This is a genomic window from Aquimarina sp. AD10 (assembly GCF_003443715.1).
GTDB lineage: Bacteria > Bacteroidota > Bacteroidia > Flavobacteriales > Flavobacteriaceae > Aquimarina > Aquimarina aggregata.
In genome coordinates, this window is sequence record NZ_CP031965.1 from 5,715,582 (window position 1) to 5,730,395 (window position 14,814).

General features: G+C 32.0%; 12 protein-coding genes and 1 other RNA gene. 9 read left to right on the plus strand and 4 right to left on the minus strand.

What is annotated here, in order from left to right:
* The first annotated feature begins 115 nt into the window (after positions 1 to 115).
* The 4 genes from D1816_RS23805 to D1816_RS23820 all read left to right on the plus strand — a co-directional run bounded on the left by D1816_RS23805 (position 116) and on the right by D1816_RS23820 (position 4,265).
* The gene (locus tag D1816_RS23805; RefSeq protein ID WP_118505977.1) at positions 116 to 697 is read left to right on the plus strand and encodes a hypothetical protein; all 582 of its coding nucleotides are present in this window, start codon (positions 116 to 118) and stop codon (positions 695 to 697) included.
* Positions 652 to 2,472 (plus strand): sensor histidine kinase, encoded by a 1,821-nt coding sequence (locus tag D1816_RS23810; RefSeq protein ID WP_118505978.1) that lies wholly within the window; start codon positions 652 to 654, stop codon positions 2,470 to 2,472. Before D1816_RS23805 ends, D1816_RS23810 begins: the two co-directional genes overlap by 46 nt.
* Positions 2,469 to 3,089: a response regulator transcription factor gene (locus D1816_RS23815; RefSeq protein ID WP_118505979.1), complete on the plus strand. Its 621-nt coding sequence runs from the start codon at positions 2,469 to 2,471 to the stop codon at positions 3,087 to 3,089. The genes D1816_RS23810 and D1816_RS23815 overlap by 4 nt, the downstream gene beginning before the upstream one ends.
* 123 nt (positions 3,090 to 3,212) lie before the next feature.
* Entirely contained in the window at positions 3,213 to 4,265 is a 1,053-nt protein-coding gene (locus D1816_RS23820; RefSeq protein ID WP_147405043.1) for a hypothetical protein, read from the plus strand.
* Positions 4,266 to 4,387: 122 nt separating this feature from the next.
* On the opposite strand, the gene ssrA is transcribed toward D1816_RS23820, so the two are convergent.
* Positions 4,388 to 4,786, minus strand: a transfer-messenger RNA (tmRNA) gene (ssrA, locus tag D1816_RS23825).
* Between the two features lie 154 nt (positions 4,787 to 4,940).
* Between ssrA and D1816_RS23830 the strand changes: the two genes are divergently transcribed.
* The 4 genes from D1816_RS23830 (at position 4,941) to D1816_RS23845 (ending at position 8,978) form a co-directional block, all read left to right on the plus strand.
* Entirely contained in the window at positions 4,941 to 6,146 is a 1,206-nt protein-coding gene (locus D1816_RS23830; RefSeq protein ID WP_118506326.1) for an NAD(P)-dependent oxidoreductase, read from the plus strand.
* Between the two features lie 24 nt (positions 6,147 to 6,170).
* Positions 6,171 to 6,989 (plus strand): orotidine-5'-phosphate decarboxylase, encoded by an 819-nt coding sequence (pyrF, locus tag D1816_RS23835; protein ID WP_118505981.1) that lies wholly within the window; start codon positions 6,171 to 6,173, stop codon positions 6,987 to 6,989.
* A 332-nt stretch (positions 6,990 to 7,321) separates the two neighbouring features.
* On the plus strand, positions 7,322 to 8,110 hold the full coding sequence (locus D1816_RS23840; RefSeq protein ID WP_118505982.1) for an ABC transporter substrate-binding protein: 789 nt from the start codon (positions 7,322 to 7,324) through the stop codon (positions 8,108 to 8,110).
* A gap of 88 nt (positions 8,111 to 8,198) precedes the next feature.
* Positions 8,199 to 8,978 (plus strand): alpha/beta fold hydrolase, encoded by a 780-nt coding sequence (locus D1816_RS23845; RefSeq protein WP_066313946.1) that lies wholly within the window; start codon positions 8,199 to 8,201, stop codon positions 8,976 to 8,978.
* Positions 8,979 to 8,987: 9 nt separating this feature from the next.
* Here the strand turns inward: D1816_RS23845 and D1816_RS26310 are convergent, their stop codons facing one another.
* The 3 genes from D1816_RS26310 to purU form a co-directional block, all read right to left on the minus strand.
* On the minus strand, positions 8,988 to 9,167 hold the full coding sequence (locus tag D1816_RS26310; protein WP_118505983.1) for a Lacal_2735 family protein: 180 nt from the start codon (positions 9,165 to 9,167) through the stop codon (positions 8,988 to 8,990).
* Positions 9,168 to 9,341: 174 nt separating this feature from the next.
* A complete protein-coding gene (locus D1816_RS23855; protein WP_118505984.1) occupies positions 9,342 to 10,061 on the minus strand; it encodes a DUF4197 domain-containing protein in 720 nt (239 codons plus the stop codon).
* A 132-nt stretch (positions 10,062 to 10,193) separates the two neighbouring features.
* A complete protein-coding gene (gene purU / locus D1816_RS23860; protein WP_118505985.1) occupies positions 10,194 to 11,048 on the minus strand; it encodes a formyltetrahydrofolate deformylase in 855 nt (284 codons plus the stop codon).
* A gap of 280 nt (positions 11,049 to 11,328) precedes the next feature.
* Here purU and D1816_RS23865 point away from each other — a divergent pair, with 280 nt between their 5' ends.
* Entirely contained in the window at positions 11,329 to 14,763 is a 3,435-nt protein-coding gene (locus tag D1816_RS23865; protein WP_066313941.1) for a methylmalonyl-CoA mutase family protein, read from the plus strand.
* The last annotated feature ends 51 nt before the right edge of the window (positions 14,764 to 14,814 follow it).

Genomic DNA, 14,814 nt, shown 5'->3' on the forward strand with positions numbered 1-14,814 from the left:
GCCAAAAATACCGTCGTGAAGGTATATTTTATATATGTGGATTCTAGTAATTTCCCCTAAGTCAAAGTTTTAATGTCTTTGACCATTAAATAATAACTTTTTAAAATATGAGAAAATGGAAATTACTATTATTATTCTTGCAACATTTTTAATTTTGTCTTATGCTTTAAGTATATCTAGACCAATCGATTGCTCTCTAAGAATTAGAACTAATGTGTTTATTAATACTAATTCTTTAATTAAGAAAAAAGAAAAAAAGAGAATTTACCAACCTATTTTGGTATCAAAAAAGTTTACCAGTACTTTTTCAGTAATGGCAGATTTTTTATATGATAAATGTCTAATAGAAGGCGAAGAAGCTTGTATTCTTAATGTAATAAAATTTAAAACAGATAAAATTTCAGGGTTGTTTCATTTTAAGATTTTAGACATTGATTTTTCCCAAATACAAGCTACGGGTAAAATTTATATAGTATTGAAACCTAGTTTGTTTAAAGGGAGAATTTACCCAAAAGAAGTAAAGGGAAATAATGAATATGTAAATGGTTGTTTAAAACAATTTACAATGGTACCTTTATACAAAGTCCCACTGAGTAAAACACCTATGAAGGATAATCTTTGTAGGAATCCAGAATTTTTTGAAGGTAGAATATGCAATTTCAATATCTCTTACGATACGAACGTAAAGCCAGAATAGTATATCTTTTAATAACATCGCTTTTTTTTAATTCTGTTTTTGGTCAGTCTAAAAGAAGACTAAATAGTGATATTGATTCTTTAAGTGTTTTAATTAATCAATGGAAGCTAGAAATGGAGGCAGTAGGTTTAAATAATGAAAACTTGCATCAAAAAATTGAAAGGCTAAATTCAGAAGTAGCAGCCCCTGCTCCTAGTTACTTTATCCATTTGGGTAATTATTATTTTGATAAAGCAAATCAAAGTTTATCCTTTCAGAATTATAATAAAGCATTCGATCTTTCAATAACAACTAAGGATAAGTTATTAATTTGTAATTCGGCACATCAAATATTAGAACTAATAAAAAGAAATGATAGCTTATCTTCATACAATGGAAAGTATATTTCTGGTTATATTAAATATGCAACAACATTATCGCAGAAAGCCTATAGTATTTATTATCAAAAATACTTTGAACTAGTTGCATCTAAAAATTTTCGTTTTGCTGATTTTACTGATGGTTTAGATCTCGCTATTAAATCTAATAACTATAAATGTATAGCAGATTATTATCAACTTCTAGGTGTTGGGTACGACGTTTTTCTCGGGAAATCAGATAGTGCATTATTCTATTATAAGAAAGTGGAAGATATAGTCAAAAGAGATACAACTTATTATAATAAAAGTAGACTTCAAGGCGTGTATAATAATATAGGTGTACTAGAGTATCAAAATAATCATCTCCAAAATGCAATCGGAAATTTTAGAAAAGCATTATCTATAGATACAACATCAAGAAAATTAAAAAGTAGGATTTTTATTCTTGGATGGTTAGAACAATCTTATAAAAAGCTTGGAAATTTAGATAGTGCTTATCTCTTTTTAAGCAACAAAGTTAACTTGGAAAATAAGTTTAGCCAAATCGAGTATGCTTCTCAAATTGCAAGGTATAAAAGGAAATATGACCTAGAAAAAAGCCAAAAAGAAAATACTATTCTTGAATCTAATAAAAGAAATTTACAGCTTATCTCTTTTACTATTGCTCTTATAGCTCTAATACTTTTTTTGTTAATGTTGAATTATAGAAATAAGAAGAAGCTTGCTGAAAGTGAAAAGCATATGGAAATGGAAAAGGCTGATAAACTATTAAAAAGACAGGAAATCGTAGGGATTGATGCAATGATATCTGGTCAAGAAAAAGAACGTAAAAAAATAGCAGATGATTTACATGATAACTTAGGAAGTGTTTTTGCTCTAATAAGTCATCATTTTGATTATCTGAAAAAGAAAAAACAAAAATTACTAGATATCGAAGATGATATGATAGAGAAAACTTCAGAGTTAATAGAAGAAGCATATCAAAAGATAAGGGCAATGGCTCATTCAAGGAATTCAATCACAATTGGTGGTCAAAACCTAATTCAGTCAATCAACCAATTCGTAAAACAATTAAATTCTTTGAGTAACCTTAATTTTGAAGTTATTTCTGATGGAATGGATGTCTCGATTGATAATGAAGTAGAAATTCAATTATTTAGAATGATCCAAGAATTGACTACAAACGTAATAAAACATTCAAATGCCGATGAAGCAAATATATACTTAACAAATTATGGAGATAAAATTAGTTTGATTGTTGAAGATAACGGAGTTGGTTTTGATCATAATAACATTGTGGATGGAATGGGGTTAAGTTCAATAAAGGATAGGATTGAATTGTTGAGGGGAGACATTGTAATCGATTCAAATGAAAATTCTGGTACCAGTGTAATTATAGAAGTTTCTACGATATGATAAAAGTACTAATTGCAGAGGATCATAATTCTATGATTGAAGGAATACAATTATTCTTGGAATTTGAAGATGATATTAAGATAGTAGGGTTTGTAAATAATGGGGTTGAGCTTCTTTCAAAAATAGAAAGAATTACTCCAGATGTTGTAGTCGTGGATATTAGGATGCCAATAATGGGAGGGTTTGAGGCTACGGAAATTCTTAAAAGGAAATATCCAAAAGTAAAAGTCATTGCTTTTACAACATATGATGATCAAATAGCGCTCAAAAAAATGTTAGATGCTGGAGCATCGGGTTATATTTTAAAGAAGACTAGATTAACCGTGCTAAGAGAAGCAATAAGAAATGTCGCAAATGGTGAAACATTTATTGATCCCAGTGTCGATAATGAAAAATCTACATCAAGTAAATTATATGGTGATAAGCTTACTAAAAGGCAAAAAGAGATTCTAGCATTGATAGCTAGGAATAAAACAAATGAGGAAATAGCAGAAATTTTGTTTATTTCTAAGTATACCGTTGGAACTCACAGAAAAGATATGATTAGAAGACTAGGTTTGTCGGGCCCTACAGCATTACAGGCATATGCTTCTGAAAACAAATTTAATTTTGATTAGAATAGTATAGATTCTTGATATTAAGTAACAAATATACCTTGATTAAGGTATTTTTTTGTGTCCAATTGAAAGATAGTTTTGTGGTGTAAATAATTACAATTCAATCATTTAAAATATTAAGTTATGAGATTTAATTATCAAGATTTGGGGAAAATTATTGTTTCATTGTTTTTCGTTTTTACATCGAACCTCATGAATGGCCAAGAAGCGCCAGAGGTCAATAGAAAATTTTTTAATATAGATTCACTGCCTATTGAATTAAGAGAGGATATTAGAGAAACTGAAAAAATTGAAATTTTTAATATTGGTACGGAAGTACTAGATAGAAATGTCATTATAGCTGATAAGGTAGTCTTCAATAAAGGTGCTTTAGCCTCGATTAATAACTTTAATTGGGATTATGTAATAATTATGGCAGATGAATTTTTATTTGCAGATGCGCAGGTTGGAGCGCAAATAATCAGAAAGTTGGAAGCAAAAGCTACAAGGCCATCTAAACCTTATACACCTTCAGCACGTCCTAATGCAGGGAGAAGTGGAAGACATGGTAATCATGGACAGAAGGGAATTAATGGATTGGTCGGTCCAAAGGGTGATACAGTTAAAATTCCTGATTTATGGTTAATTACAAATAGAATAGGAATTCAAGGTGCTAATACTAATGAATCGGCTTTGGTTAATTTTAAGATTTATGTTCCGGGAGTAAGTGGTTCAAGAGGCGCTGATGGAGGTGACGGAGGAAATGGAGGAAAAGGAGGTGATGGTCAAAGAGGTAGTGCAGGACCTTTCGACTGTAGAAGGGGGCCAGGAAATGGAGGAAATGGAGGTCAAGCGGGAAGTGGCGGTAGAGCTGGTGATGGAGGAAATGGAGGAGATGGAGGTAATATTTATTATGTTGGACCTGAAAGTGTTATTGATGTTTTGCAGTTTACCTCGGTAGAAAACTATGGGGCTAAAGGAGGTGAACCAGGAATTCCTGGATTAGCTGGACGTCCAGGGTCAGGAGGGGCAAGAGGATCAAGACCAGGATTATGTCGAGGAGGACGATCAGGATCTGGTGGAGGAAATGCATCTCCTAAGAATTTAGGAAAAGGAGTTAAAGGGGTAGATGGGAAAAAAGGAAATACAATAGCATATATAATTAATGATGTTAATGTATTATTAGATAGTAACTAGTAACTATAGAGTTATTAGGTATAGAATTATCTAATACTTTTTTCTTTTGTTGACTAAATGTTGGCTAGATAGTAAAATAAAAATCCGTAAAACTTTATAAATAAAGTAATTACGGATTTTTAAAGTGGAGTCGGAGGGATTCGAACCCTCGTCCAAACAAGTAATACAATAGCTTTCTACACGCTTAGTTCTTGTTTAATTTTCGTCGATAAGAAAGACCAAAAACCGCCAACTTATCGCTTATTCTCAATTAGATTTCGAAATTATATCAAGACTCTATAATTTCTAGGTTTACTTTTACGATACTCAAAACCAAACGCCATAAACCAAGGCTTTTGAAGAGTATCCTGCTTGTCTACCTTGTAGACCGAGGCATTATCTTACTAAAATTCAGATTATGCAGCTAGGGCGTAGTTATTCTCGCCGTTTAAAAAAGTTGAAATATGATATTTACGAGCTGTATCTCAGCGCTCGACGTGCTTACCACTCTATTAATCTCGCTGTCAAAACCAGTCGACCCCAATAGTATTTTCTTTGAAATTGATCATTATAGATAAACAATATACAACTACTATTTATAATTTGATTAAAAAATCAAAGGTCGGCAAAGATACATATAATTGTCATATCTTTAACCGCAATTTTATAATACAAAATACATACCAATTACATATGATCAAGTTCGGTATTATTAAAGAACGTAAAAACCCGCCAGATCGTCGTGTCGTTTTCTCACCAAATGGCTTAAAAAACACAATATCAAAATTTCCAAAAGCTTCTTTTACTGTTGAAAACTCTGATATTAGAGTTTTTGAAGATGCATCATATACAGCAGCCGGTTTCGAAGTTACTAATGATATGTCGCATTGCGATGTATTACTAGGGGTTAAAGAGGTGCCTATCGAAGCATTAGTGCCTAATAAAAAATATTTTTTCTTCTCTCATACGATTAAGAAACAACCGTATAATAGAAATTTACTTAGAGCAATTCTAGAAAAAAATATTGAGTTTTATGACCATGAAACGATTGTAGGATCAAGAGGATTCAGGCTTATTGGTTTTGGTCGATACGCTGGTATTGTTGGAGCTTACAATGCATTTAGAGCTTGGGGGTTAAGAGATGATAGTTTTTTTCTTCCTAAAGCAGAAACACTTAGTGATCAACATGCTTTAGAAGTACAGCTCTCAAAAATCAAGCTACCTAATATTAAGATTGTACTTACAGGTAATGGTAAAGTGGGTAATGGTGCCAAAGAAATTTTGGATGCTATGAAAATCAAAGAAGTTACTGTTGATGAATATCTAAATAATGAATTTAGAGAGCCCGTTTATGTGCAAATAGATGTGTTAGATTATAACAAAAGGAAAGACGGTGATGATTTAGATAAGAATGATTTTTATAAAAATCCAGAAGAATATGTAGGCGATTTTATGAAATTTGCAGAAGTTAGTGACTTATATATTGCGGGCCATTTTTATGGAGATGGAGCTCCTTTTATTTATACAAAAGAAGATGTTAGATCCAAAGGTTTTAATATTAAAGTAGTTGCAGATATTTCTTGTGATATAGATGGTCCTGTTGCTAGCACTATAAAAGCCTCAACCATTGCAGACCCAATATATGGTTATGATCCCCAAACGAGCTTAGAAATAGATTATAAAGATCCAAAAGCAATAGTGGTAATGGCTGTAGATAATCTTCCGTGTGAACTGCCAAAAGACGCTAGTGAAGGTTTTGGTGAAATGTTTTTAGAACATGTTATTCCGGCTTTTTTTAATGATGATATCGATGGTGTTTTAGAAAAAGCAAGAATGACTAAGGATGGAAAACTAACAAAATCATTTAGTTATCTTCAAGCTTATGTAGATGGTAAAGAATAATTGTAAAAAAAGAATATTTATTATATGACTACTCAAGAGTTAGTACAACAGATTTATAAAAAGAAATCTTTCTTGTGTATAGGATTAGATGTAGACCTTACAAAAATCCCTAAGCATTTATTAGATAAAGAAGATCCAATCTTTGAATTTAATAAAGCTATTATAGATGCTACGCATCATTTGGCTGTTGGATACAAACCAAATATTGCGTTTTATGAGGCATACGGGGTTAAAGGATGGAAATCCTTAGAGAAAACAATACAGTACATAAATATTAATTATCCAGAACTTTTTACTATTGCTGATGCAAAACGTGGTGATATAGGTAATACAAGTACAATGTATGCAAAAGCGTTCTTTGAAGATTTAGCTTTTGACTCTATTACGATAGCACCGTATATGGGTAAAGATTCTGTAGAACCTTTCTTGGCTTTTAAAAACAAGCATACTATCCTGCTAGCGTTAACATCTAATCAAGGTGCTTTTGATTTTCAAACCAAGAACGTAGAAGGAAAAGAGTTGTATAAACACGTATTAGAGGTTTCTAAGTCATATAAAAATTCAGAAAACCTAATGTATGTTGTAGGCGCGACGAAAGCAGAATATTTATCAGATATCAGAAAAATAATACCAGACAGTTTTTTATTGGTACCAGGAGTAGGTGCTCAAGGAGGAAACTTAGATGATGTATGTAAATATGGATTAAATCATCAGGTTGGATTATTAATTAATTCTTCAAGAGGAATTATTTATGCTTCAGATGGCTTAGATTATGCCGAAGTTGCAGCAAAAAAAGCACTAGAGCTTCAAGAAACAATGGAGAAAATATTGAATTCTAAATAAAAAAAGAAGACCAAAAATATTTTAGATATTCTTGGTCTTCTTTATTAGTAATTTTAAATTACCGATTAGTAAACAATAGAATTAACGTCTGTTGGAGTTAAATACTTGTCTGGCATATCCGTAGAGTCCATAAGAAATGAATATTACGAAAAATGCAATAATACCGTAAATAATAAAATTTAGTAATTCTGAATTCATAGCCCCGAAATTTTAATTAGTAATAATCTTAAATATACATGTTTTTGAAATAAAAAACAATTTTAAATACATGATTTACAAGTATTTATGTTTTTTTTATGATTTGTTTGAAAGTAATGTAATGAAATAAAACCATGGTATACGTAGATCAATTAAATAGGGAAATTAATCTTATAAATACACCAAAACGTATTATTTCCTTAGTTCCTTCTCAAACAGAATTATTGATAGATCTAGGTTTGGGAGATAAGATCGTAGGAATAACTAAGTTTTGTGTACATCCCGATACGTTAAGAAAAGAAAAAACTATAGTTGGGGGGACAAAAAAAATTAATTATAATAAAATCAAAGCCCTTCAGCCAGATATTATACTTTGCAATAAAGAAGAGAATACAAAAGAAATTGTTGAAACTTTAGAAAGAGAATATGTTGTTCATGTTTCTGACATATTTACATTATATGATGCTTTTGAAATGATAGAGCAATATGGTAAAGTTTTTAATATAGAGACCAAAACCAATAAATTGATTTCGGAAATTAAGGTCGAAAAAGAATCTCTTGATCATTTTATAAAACAACTACCCAAAAAAAGAGTCGTATATTTTATCTGGAAAGATCCTTGGATGGCTGTAGGAGGAAATACATTTATAAATCACCTTTTGAAATTAAATAACTTTGAAAATGTATATGAAGATCAAACAAGGTATCCCGAAGTTTCAATCGATCGCATACGATCTTTGACAGATATCGATTTAATTCTTTTATCATCAGAACCCTATCCTTTTTCAGAAAAACATGTAAAAGAGATAAAAAATAGTAATACTAAAGCACAAGTGGTATTGGTAGACGGAGAATATTTTTCATGGTATGGTTCTCGTCTATTAGGCGCATTTGCTTATTTTAAAACCTTGCATAGCAAGTGATATCAGATAAACATTTCTATAAATACTGTTAAGCATAGTTGTATTACCAAATAAGTTTATATTTTTGGCAGACTAAATAATCTTTATATTGCTTAATTACTCGGTATACCGTCATCCAAAAAATGTTGCATGGGTAACTTTTGTCCATGGGGCAGGAGGAAGCTCTTCCATTTGGTTTAAACAAGTCCGAGAGTTTAGAAAACACTTTAACGTATTGCTTTTAGACCTTAGAGGGCATGGTAACTCTAAACCTGTGCTTAAGGATGCGTTTAATTCTAAGTATACTTTTGATTCTATAACAGAAGATATTGTTGAGGTTATAGATAAAGAAAAAATAGAAAAATCTCATTTTGTAGGTATTTCATTAGGAACAATATTGATTAGGAATCTTGCAGAAAAACACCCGGGTCGAGTATCTAGTATGATCATGGGAGGTGCAATCATGAAACTTAACTTTAGATCGCAAGTGCTAATGAAGTTAGGTGTTGTGTTTAAGTCTGTTATCCCGTATATGTTTTTATATAAGTTTTTTGCATTTATCATAATGCCTAAAAAAAATCATAAAAAATCTAGGTTGCTGTTCGCAAATGAAGCTAAAAAATTATATCAAAAAGAATTCGTTCGTTGGTTTAGATTAACTTCAGAAATTAATCCACTGCTGAGGTTTTTTAGAGCTAAGGATATAAAAATACCAACCTTATATGTTATGGGAGAAGAAGATTATTTATTCTTGCCTTCTGTTCAAAAAGTAGTTCTAGCCCATCAATTGTCTCACCTTTTTGTAATTAAAAACTCAGGGCATGTTGTGAATGTTGAACAACCGGAAGTTTTTAATAAAGAAACAATTTCTTTTATAGAACAATGTTAAGCCAGTAATTTATAAAACCGATTGGTTTTCAATTTTCTTTATCTGACTTAAAATCTGATTGGCTTCGTCATGTAATCTATCACTTTTACTTTTGTCTGTAAGTGCTAATTTGTAGGCATGCTTCATCAGCTTACAGTAAGCATGCTGTAATTTTTGTAGTTCGGTTTTTTGTTTAATCCAAGCAAACATTTCTTATCTTAATAAACTTCATTACAAAAGTACAGGATAATACAAACAAGGTTTCACAACAATGAGTTAACATTATTTAAAGTTGTGTAAATATTGGATTCTTTTTTTAACTCTTGTTTAACTTAAAGAGAGCTACTAATTTGTTTTTCAGAAGATATGCAGGTCGCCTTTTTGTTAATCTTGTAGTGCAAAAACTTTTCGTAATAAATCTGTTGACCTAGAACTAAGTTTGGTTCTTATTTCTTTCTCTTCAATCGCAATCATTGTATATACACCCTTTAATGCTTCTTGTGTAACATAATCTGTTAAATCTGGATTCACATTATTAGTCAAAGGTATTGCATTGTATTTCTTGATAATATTCGCCCATATTTTATCGGCTCCAACTTTAGAAAAAGATTTATTTATAACAGGATTAAACTTTGCATACAAAGGACTTGTTGTTTTATTTTTTAAATATGAAGTTGCAGCATTATCACTACCTAAAAGTATTTGTTTAGCATCTGTAAATGTCATTTGTTTGACTGCACTTACAAAAATAGGAGTGGCTTCTTTAACAGCATCTTCTGCAGCCCTATTAAGAACTTTTAGCCCTTCGTCGGCAAGTTTACTAAGTCCAACATCTCTTAATGTTTTGTCAACTTTTCGTAGCTCCTGAGGGAGAAGAATTTTCACGAGTTCATTTCTATAAAAACCATCTTTTAAAGTGAGCTTATTTACTTGTTTGTCAATACCATTGTCTAAAGCTTCTCTTAGCCCATTAGCAATATCAATATTACTAATTCCGATACCACCTAAACCTCCGGTAGTCTGCGGGAGGTTGTTTACAACCTGTTGAAGTTCTGCACAACCACTAAAAAAGACAATACAAAGTAAAAAGATAGATTTTTTCATAAATAGTAATAATTGGGGTTAAAATAGTTTCCGCCTATTAGACGACTAATTTAAGCATAAAATTATTTGATCTTTACCTAAATAAAAAAATATTGATTTTAAAGCCCAGTATTTCCAAACGACTACAGTGATTTACGAAAAAATGACAGTTTTGTTGTTGTACACTAGAACTTTTCTTTCGATATGATGTTTAATAGCCCTTGATAATACTATCTTTTCAAGATCGCGACCTTTTAGAATAAAATCTTGAACGTTATGGATATGTGATACTCTAACGATTTCTTGTTCTATAATGGGGCCTTCGTCAAGATCAGAAGTTACATAATGACTGGTAGCCCCGATAATTTTAACACCTCTTTCATAGGCCGAATGATATGGTTTGGCTCCTGGAAAAGCAGGTAGGAATGAGTGGTGAATATTAATAATCTTATGTGAGTACTGATCCACAAAATTGGCAGAAAGAATTTGCATGTATCTGGCTAAAACAATAAAATCAATTTTATGCTCTTTTAGCGTTTTTAATTGTTCAGCCTCAGCCTCCTTTTTATTGCCTTTTGATACAGGGATATGCTTGAAAGGAATATTAAAGGCATTGGCAATTGATTCGAGATCCCTATGATTACTTATAATAATTGGTATTTTAACCTTTAACTCTCCAGAGGCATATCTTCCCAAAATATCATATAAGCAATGATCATATTTAGAAACAAATAATGCTAGTTTTGGAAGTTTTTCGGCATTGTAAAGCTCCCAATGCATATTGTAATTCTTAGCAACATGTTCATTAAAAGATTCTTTAAACAATGCTAGTTTTTCTTCGTCATGATCAAACTCACAATCTAATCGCATAAAAAACTCCCCTAATTCTCGATCAACATGTTGTTCTATATATACAGTGTTTCCCTTTTTAGCTAAGATAAAATTAGTAACTGTTGCAATAATTCCTTTTTTATCTGGGCAATTAATGAGTAGCGTCGTTTTTTTCATTATAATCTGTGTTTTCAACAATAAACATACTATTAATACTATGAATTACCTTATTATTTTGGGCAAAGCTGTGGTCGTAGGTGCTGTTTTTGAGTGATTAGAAATAGATAGCCAATATCAATACAGAATTTTCAAAAAAGGGAATAGAAATAGTGCTAAATTTGAACTATAAGTAATGAAAAGCTTTAAAGAGGTATTCGTATTAGATAATTCTAAAAAAACAATCCTTTTTGATGCATATTTCGTAAATTAGCAACATAAAAATCACTTTTTATTATCAATGGAACAAATAGCACCGTATACACCCAAGAATAAAGTTAGAATAGTAACCGCAGCTTCATTATTTGATGGACATGATGCTGCTATTAATATTATGCGCCGTATCATACAATCTACAGGAGTAGAAGTGATACATCTTGGTCATGATAGAAGTGTAGAAGAAGTTGTAAACTGTGCAATTCAAGAAGATGCTAATGCTATAGCAATGACTTCATATCAGGGTGGGCATAATGAATACTTCAAATATATGTATGATTTGCTTAAAGAAAAAGGAGCAACACATATCAAAATATTTGGCGGCGGTGGTGGTGTAATTCTACCTGAAGAAATTAAAGAGTTAATGGATTATGGAATTACCCGCATTTATTCACCAGATGATGGACGATCTCTTGGATTGCAAGGTATGATTAATGATCTGGTAGAACAATCTGATTTTCCTATCGGGGATAATTTAAACGGAGAAGTGGATCATTTAGAAGGAAAAGAAATTGGTGCTATTGCCAGAGTGATTTCTGCAGCCGAAAATTTTCCTGAGATAGCAAAAGATACACTAGATCAAATTCATACTAAAAATAAGACATCTAAAACACCTGTTCTTGGAATAACAGGAACTGGTGGAGCAGGGAAATCATCATTAGTAGATGAACTGGTACGTCGATTTTTAATTGATTTTCCAAAAAAAACGATAGGATTAATATCTGTTGATCCTTCTAAACGAAAAACAGGAGGAGCACTGCTTGGAGATAGAATTAGAATGAATGCTATCAATTCACCAAGAGTTTATATGCGTTCTCTAGCAACACGACAATCAAATTTAGCCTTATCTAAATATGTTGCAGAAGCCATAGAAGTGCTTAAAGCAGCCGAATTTGATATTATTATTTTGGAAACTTCGGGTATAGGACAGTCAGATACCGAAATATTAGAACATAGCGATACTTCCTTATATGTGATGACTCCAGAATTTGGGGCAGCAACGCAGCTGGAAAAAATCGATATGCTTGATTTTGCAGATTTAGTAGCGATCAACAAATTTGATAAGAGAGGCTCTTTAGATGCATTGCGTGATGTAAAAAAACAATATATGCGTAATCATCAACTATGGGATACTCCGCAAGATGATCTGCCGGTATTTGGAACAATAGCATCGCAGTTTAACGATCCTGGAATGAATACACTCTACAAAGCCATTATGGATAAAGTAGTAGAAAAAACGGGTGCTGATCTACAATCAGATTTTCATATCTCTAAAGAAATGTCTGAAAAAATATTTGTGATTCCGCCTAGTAGAACTAGATACTTATCAGAGATTGCCGAGAATAATCGAGCTTATGATAAAACAGCAGATATCCAAGTAGAAGTTGCGCAGAAACTTTATGGGATATATAAAACAATCTGTAGTGTAGCAGAAATAGATTTTATAGGATTGTCTAAAAATGGGATTGATGATGAACACCTTAGAAACGTCAAAGATGAAGACAGTTTAGCATTTATAAAACTATTACTAGCAGAGTTTGATAGAGTAAAACTTAACCTAGACCCATATAATTGGGAAATTATAACAGGATGGGCAGTAAAAGTTAAAAAATATAAGGATCCTATTTATTCTTTTAAAGTAAGAGATAAAGAAATTAAAATAGAAACACATACAGAATCTTTATCACACAGTCAAATCCCTAAGGTAGCATTACCTAAGTATCAAGCTTGGGGTGATATATTAAAGTGGTGTTTGCAAGAAAATGTGCCAGGAGAATTTCCTTACGCTTCAGGATTATACCCTTTTAAACGTACAGGAGAAGACCCAACGCGTATGTTTGCAGGAGAAGGTGGTCCAGAACGAACAAATCGTCGTTTTCATTATGTAAGTTTAGGTATGCCTGCTAAACGACTTTCTACAGCGTTTGACTCAGTAACACTTTATGGAAACGATCCCGATCATAGACCTGATATTTATGGTAAAATTGGTAATGCAGGGGTTTCAATCTGTTGTTTAGATGATGCTAAAAAACTATATTCTGGTTTTGATTTAACACATGCAATGACTTCTGTGAGTATGACAATTAATGGACCAGCACCAATGTTGTTAGGGTTTTTTATGAATGCTGCTATCGATCAAAATTGTGAAAAATATATAAAAGAAAATGATCTTGAAGAAGAAGTAGCTACTAAAATTGCAGAAATATATAAAGCAAAAGGAGTAGAGCGCCCAAAATATCAAGGAGATCTTCCTGAAGGAAATGATGGACTTGGGTTACTATTATTAGGGGTTACCGGTGACCAAGTGTTACCAGAGGCGATCTATAATGAAATTAAAATTACAACATTAAATACGGTTCGAGGTACTGTTCAAGCTGATATTTTGAAGGAAGATCAAGCACAGAATACCTGTATTTTCTCTACAGAATTTGCATTGCGATTAATGGGAGACGTTCAAGAGTATTTTATAGAGAAACAAGTGCGTAACTTCTATTCGGTATCCATTTCAGGTTATCATATTGCAGAAGCAGGAGCAAACCCAATTACCCAATTGGCGTTAACCTTAGCAAACGGATTTACCTATGTAGAGTATTACCTAAGCAGAGGTATGGATATTAATAAATTTGGACCAAATTTATCATTCTTCTTCTCAAATGGTATTGATCCAGAATATGCGGTAATAGGTCGTGTAGCACGTAAAATTTGGGCAAAAGCGCTAAAAAACAAATATGGAGCAAATTCTAGAGCTCAAATGCTAAAGTATCATATCCAGACTTCTGGCCGTTCTTTACATGCCCAAGAAATTGATTTTAATGATATACGTACAACTTTACAAGCCTTGTATGCTATTTATGATAACTGTAATTCGTTGCATACCAATGCCTACGATGAAGCAATCACAACACCTACAGAAGAATCTGTACGTAGAGCAATGGCAATACAACTTATCATAAATAAAGAATTGGGGTTAGCAAAAAATGAAAATCCAATTCAAGGTTCTTTTATAATCGAAGAATTAACAGATTTAGTTGAAGAAGCTGTTCTAACAGAGTTTGATAGAATTACAGAGCGCGGTGGAGTGTTAGGAGCGATGGAGACCATGTATCAGCGTAGTAAAATACAAGAAGAAAGTTTGTATTACGAAACCTTAAAACATACAGGAGAGTTTCCCATTATTGGTGTAAATACATTCTTAAGTTCTAAAGGTTCGCCAACAGTAACTCCAGGAGAAGTTATTAGAGCAACTGAAGAAGAAAAACAGTATCAAATCACGATGCTGAATGAACTACATAAAGGAAATACAGAGATAACTTCTGATTTGTTAAAAGATCTTCAAGAAAAAGCGGTGAATAATCAAAATATTTTTGAAACACTTATGGAAGTCTGTAAAAAGTGTTCGCTCGGTCAAATTACAGCAGCTTTATTTGAAGTAGGAGGTCAGTATAGAAGAAATATGTAAGTAATTTTCGGTAATAAATTACAGTATACTAAATCTTTGAAATAGATAACA

Excerpts from the sequence above, each read along its gene's own strand:
- D1816_RS26310 (WP_118505983.1), bottom strand. The coding sequence starts at position 9,167 with ATGTTTGCTTGGATTAAACAAAAAACCGAACTACAAAAATTACAGCAT.
- D1816_RS23810 (WP_118505978.1), top strand. The coding sequence starts at position 652 with ATGCAATTTCAATATCTCTTACGATACGAACGTAAAGCCAGAATAGTA.
- D1816_RS23840 (WP_118505982.1), top strand. The coding sequence starts at position 7,322 with ATGGTATACGTAGATCAATTAAATAGGGAAATTAATCTTATAAATACA.
- pyrF (WP_118505981.1), top strand. The coding sequence starts at position 6,171 with ATGACTACTCAAGAGTTAGTACAACAGATTTATAAAAAGAAATCTTTC.
- D1816_RS23815 (WP_118505979.1), top strand. The coding sequence starts at position 2,469 with ATGATAAAAGTACTAATTGCAGAGGATCATAATTCTATGATTGAAGGA.
- D1816_RS23855 (WP_118505984.1), bottom strand. The coding sequence starts at position 10,061 with ATGAAAAAATCTATCTTTTTACTTTGTATTGTCTTTTTTAGTGGTTGT.
- D1816_RS23865 (WP_066313941.1), top strand. The coding sequence starts at position 11,329 with ATGGAACAAATAGCACCGTATACACCCAAGAATAAAGTTAGAATAGTA.
- D1816_RS23805 (WP_118505977.1), top strand. The coding sequence starts at position 116 with ATGGAAATTACTATTATTATTCTTGCAACATTTTTAATTTTGTCTTAT.
- D1816_RS23820 (WP_147405043.1), top strand. The coding sequence starts at position 3,213 with ATGAGATTTAATTATCAAGATTTGGGGAAAATTATTGTTTCATTGTTT.
- purU (WP_118505985.1), bottom strand. The coding sequence starts at position 11,048 with ATGAAAAAAACGACGCTACTCATTAATTGCCCAGATAAAAAAGGAATT.